Origin of the sequence: Pseudomonas sp. NPDC090201 (assembly GCF_044746825.1) — a bacterium.
Classification (GTDB): domain Bacteria; phylum Pseudomonadota; class Gammaproteobacteria; order Pseudomonadales; family Pseudomonadaceae; genus Aquipseudomonas; species Aquipseudomonas putida_AD.
The window spans coordinates 1-1,053 of sequence record NZ_JBIVCX010000027.1 but is presented as its reverse complement, the minus strand read 5'-3'; the positions used below and the strand labels follow the sequence as shown (position 1 = coordinate 1,053).

Annotated in this window: 1 protein-coding gene; it reads left to right on the top strand. The window is 54.5% G+C overall.

The genetic code is table 11. The annotated features are described in order from the left end of the window. Nucleotides 1-211: 211 nt before the first annotated feature. A partial coding sequence (locus tag ACIPOO_RS27610; RefSeq protein WP_400611225.1) for an IS110 family transposase occupies nt 212-1,053 on the top strand: 842 nt, incomplete at its 3' end.

The following is a 1,053-nucleotide window of genomic DNA, read 5'->3' as shown; positions in this document are numbered from 1 at the left end:
GCTTGTATGGTAGGACTCGAAGGGGTGGGTGGGACCAAAAGCCAGCTTCTGACTGTTAGCCGCAGTACAGACCGTGGGAGAAATCGTCCCCACCCCTTCCACCAAAGCGCCGATAAAGAATGCTTCGTTTTCCTCAGCGACGATAGAAACAAGCCTGCGCCTCTTGGTGAACCCCTCCGAGTCGAAAAACCTTACAGCGGGAGAGCCTGCAATGGCAATGAAAGCGAACCACTTTGTGATTGGCATCGATGTGGCCAAGGCCGAATTGGTCATCCACTACCAAGACAGTGGCGCGCAGGTTTGTGTGAGCAATACCAAACCCGAAATCAAGAAATGGTTGAAGCAGCAACCGGCCAATACAGCCCTGTGTGTTGAAGCGACCAACGTCTATCACCTTGACGTTGTCGAAATGGCATACGAAAAGGGTTTTACGGTTTACGTGGTCGATGGCTTTCAACTGAGCAATTACCGCAAGAGCATCGGTGCAAGGGCCAAGACGGATTCCAGTGATGCTGCATTACTGGCGCGATATCTAGAGCGCGAAGGCGGCGAGCTGCGTCCCTGGGCACCGCCTCCGGCCGTCTATGGCAAGCTGCAGAGCCTTCTGCGACGCCGAGCTGCCCTGGTATCGATGCGCACTGCTCTGAGCCAGAGCTGGGGCAACGAGACGCTGCTCAAGGCCGCGTTCAAGAGTTTTACGGCGCAAATGAACAGGCTTGACCTGTTGGTCCAGAAGAAACTCAAGGAGTTACTTCAGGAAGCAGGACTGCTTGAGCAAATTGCACGTTGCCGGTCCATTGAAGGCATTGGTTTTCTGACCGCTACTGCCTTAGTGATGGCTTTTATCCGGGGTGAATTCAAGAACAGCGATGCCTTTGTCGCATTTCTGGGGATGGACCTGCGGGTGTCTGATTCCGGTCAGAAAACGGGACGTCGCCGCTTAACCAAACGAGGCTGCTCCGAGACGCGGCGCTTGCTGCATAACGCCTCGATGTCAGCCAGTCGCTCGACCGCTTGGAAAGATGTGTATGAACATTATCGGAGCGAGGGTAA